The organism is Moorena sp. SIO4E2 (assembly GCF_010671945.1).
In the GTDB taxonomy this organism is placed as follows: domain Bacteria; phylum Cyanobacteriota; class Cyanobacteriia; order Cyanobacteriales; family Coleofasciculaceae; genus Moorena; species Moorena producens.
The window spans coordinates 1-2,968 of sequence record NZ_JAAHIE010000755.1; the positions used below are offsets into that span (position 1 = coordinate 1).

General features: G+C 39.7%; 3 protein-coding genes. All 3 read left to right on the forward strand.

What is annotated here, in order from left to right; genetic code table 11:
- Window positions 1–571: 571 nt before the first annotated feature.
- The 3 genes from F6K37_RS36625 (at window position 572) to F6K37_RS36635 (ending at window position 2,780) form a co-directional block, all read left to right on the forward strand.
- Window positions 572–1,126 carry a protoglobin domain-containing protein gene (locus F6K37_RS36625; protein WP_009149022.1) on the forward strand — a complete coding sequence of 185 codons (555 nt, stop codon included), beginning with the start codon at window positions 572–574 and terminating at the stop codon, window positions 1,124–1,126.
- A 261-nt stretch (window positions 1,127–1,387) separates the two neighbouring features.
- Entirely contained in the window at window positions 1,388–1,759 is a 372-nt protein-coding gene (locus tag F6K37_RS36630; RefSeq protein ID WP_009149020.1) for a roadblock/LC7 domain-containing protein, read from the forward strand.
- 385 nt (window positions 1,760–2,144) lie between these two features.
- Entirely contained in the window at window positions 2,145–2,780 is a 636-nt protein-coding gene (locus tag F6K37_RS36635) for a GTP-binding protein (RefSeq protein ID WP_009149018.1), read from the forward strand.
- Window positions 2,781–2,968: the final 188 nt, after the last annotated feature.

Here is a 2,968-nt window from a genome sequence, read left to right on the forward strand (position 1 = left end):
AAAGAAAGGACGTTTGTCAGGGCTAAGCATTCGCACATAAATTCTTGGTTTGCTCCCAAATTTGCTAGCCGAATACTTCGCCCCAAGGATTATCGTTTCTAAGAATTGCCATGTTCTGTAATTTATGTTTATAAAACTACATAAATCATTAATTAGCGTCACTAAAAAAAGTGATCCGGATTGAACGGATCACTTTCTGAAAAGGTTAGTAAGTAAACGTTATAGAGTTTACCTATAAATGTAGTATCAACTACTAAACATCCAAGAGTTTAGGTTATAGGTACATTCAACGATAGATGAAGTGAATAGTTTAAAATTCTGGTAAACCCAAACTATAAACTTCACTAAAACTATACAAAAAAAACTGGTAAATCTTTTATTTTATAAATTTAAAAAGCTAAAATGTAACTAAAATACTGGATTATATTTTAGTCCAAAATTATCTATTCAGATAATAATATTTAAAAACAAAGGTTGCTATAGTGTTGGAATAATCTAAAATTAAATCGGGGTGCTTTGCTAAACATTCAAGTAATCAATTAGAGTTAGCTTAACCTGTATCGGAGTAATTATGAGCTTAGATCCCCAGGAATTTATGACCAAGATGGAAAAGCGTGTCAATTTGACCAGTGAAGACAAAGCGCTTCTGAAATCACACGCAGATTGGGGAAAAGAAATTGCTTCTGAAATGGCAGATCATTTCTATACTTACTTAGGTAATGATGAAGAAATGGATGCCATTATGAAAGAGAAGGAAGGTCGTATGGAGCGCCTACGGGTAACCTTTGTGCAATGGTTTTACGAAATGTTCACTGGTATGGATGACTGGGGAAAAGCCTATGCTGAACGTCGTTGGCGTATAGGTTTGGTACATGTGAAAATTGGTATCGCTCCTCAACATGTCGTCCCAGCCATGGCAATTGTAGTGCAGGCATTTACTAACCGGATAAAAACTGATAGTAAAGATGAAGCCTTGCGGGATGCCCTCAGTCGGATCTGCATGATTGATTTAGCCTTCATTGAGCAAGCCTATGTAGAAGTGAGTTCGGCAGCGGTTCTCAAAGAAACTGGCTGGACAGAGGGTCTATTTAGACGTCTGATTAGTACTGGCGCTAGCTCTATGTAACTATAGCAATCCTAAATCATTTGTGAACAATAAATCTCAAGAAAATAGTTCTGACTCGGAGAGTTATGAGTCCTGAGTAAGACCTGTAACTGTTCACGTTTCCGATAGGATTGCTAGATTACGTGTCGTTTTTGTTGGAAACTAAATCAATAGTCTATAAGTTCTGGAAAATTGGCACTACTCCTACTTAAATATCAGCTATCAGTTTCGAGGAACACAAACTAACCGAATTACACATTCTGCAATTGGAGTAAGGGAACAATGGCGATTAATTCTCAAAAATTGGGGTATATCCTCCATAATTTTGTTACATCCACTGCTGATATTCAGGGAGCAGCTGTAGTCACGACCGATGGTTTACCGTTAGCATCTAGTCTGCCTGGAGAAATGGATGAAGAACGGGTTTCAGCCATGTCTGCAGCTATGCTTTCCTTGGGTGAGCGAATTGGCTCAGAACTGGCTAGAGGTGACATTGACCGGATCTATGTTGAGGGGAAAGAGGGATTTAGCGTTTTGACCAGTTGTGGTGAAGAAGCGGTATTTCTGGTTCTAGCTAGTAAAGCAGCTAAGCAGGGAGTATTGATGTTAGAAATTAAACGAACTCTTGCTGAATTAAAACCAATGTTGCTATAGTAATTTTCTGGGTATTACTATACTAATAGTATAGTTGATAAAAGGTATAAACTATAGTAATTGATAGTCATTGGTAATGGGTGATAGATAATGGGTAATGGCTAATTTAAAGACTAGGATTAATTACCCATTATTAAATGGTAAATTTTTTTAAAAATTGTTGTTCGCGTAGCGTGGCCTACGGCCAAGGCATTCTGGATTATTGGTATAACGTCAGTGGGTGTGTGAAATTCAATGTAAGGTATTTTTTGTTCAAGGTTGACCACTAACAGTCAACCATCAACCGTCAACCATCAACCATCAATCGTCAACAAATTACCTTGATTCACCCCAACCTACTGGCACAGTTGATAACCTGTAGTATTTGCTAGGGAAGCATAATCCAATGGACAGTATACGGATTGTAGTAACGGGAACAATAGGGGCTGGCAAATCTACTTTTGTCAGAACATTCAGCGAAGGTGCGGTTATTGAAACAGAACGAACGGCTACGGATGCCACATCATTGTTTAAGAAAAAAACGACCGTTGCCTTAGACTTTGGTTTGCGTCCCTTAAATCGAAACTTGGATTTGCACCTGTATGGAACTCCTGGTCAAGCTCGCTTTGATTTTATGTGGGATATTTTGATTCGCCGAGCTCACGCCTATATTTTATTAATGGCAGCTAATCGAAGCAGTGATTTTGCTAGTGCTCGTCAGATTTTATCGTTTATGCAGGAGCGGGTCACTATTCCAATGATTATTGGTCTGACTCATACTGATGTTTCAGGGGCATGGACTCCAGAGGAAATTATGATGCGCATGGCATACATCGGCGATCCTAATCAACCCCCAATTGTGGCTGTTAATCCCAATAATAAGACCTCAGTATTTGAAACTGTAATGATTTTGATGGCTCAGATGCTTTGCCAAGGGAGTGTTATTGAAAGTGCTAGGAAAGAAAAGGTAAGTCAGGCAGCTCCGCTACCTGTTAAGAACCAATATCATTGGCCGAAGCCCCAGTTTTTATCAGGGGGTTAGTTAGCGAGTAAGCTATCAGCTATCAGCTATCAGCTATCAGCTATCAGCTATCAGCTATCAGCTATCAGCTATCAGCTAATGCGCTACAGATGGTGCTACTTGAGGTGCTAAAGGCCTTTGGCCACGCTACGCGAACAGCTAATTCGCTACGCGCACGCTACGGGAATGGCTGACGGCTGACGGCTGAC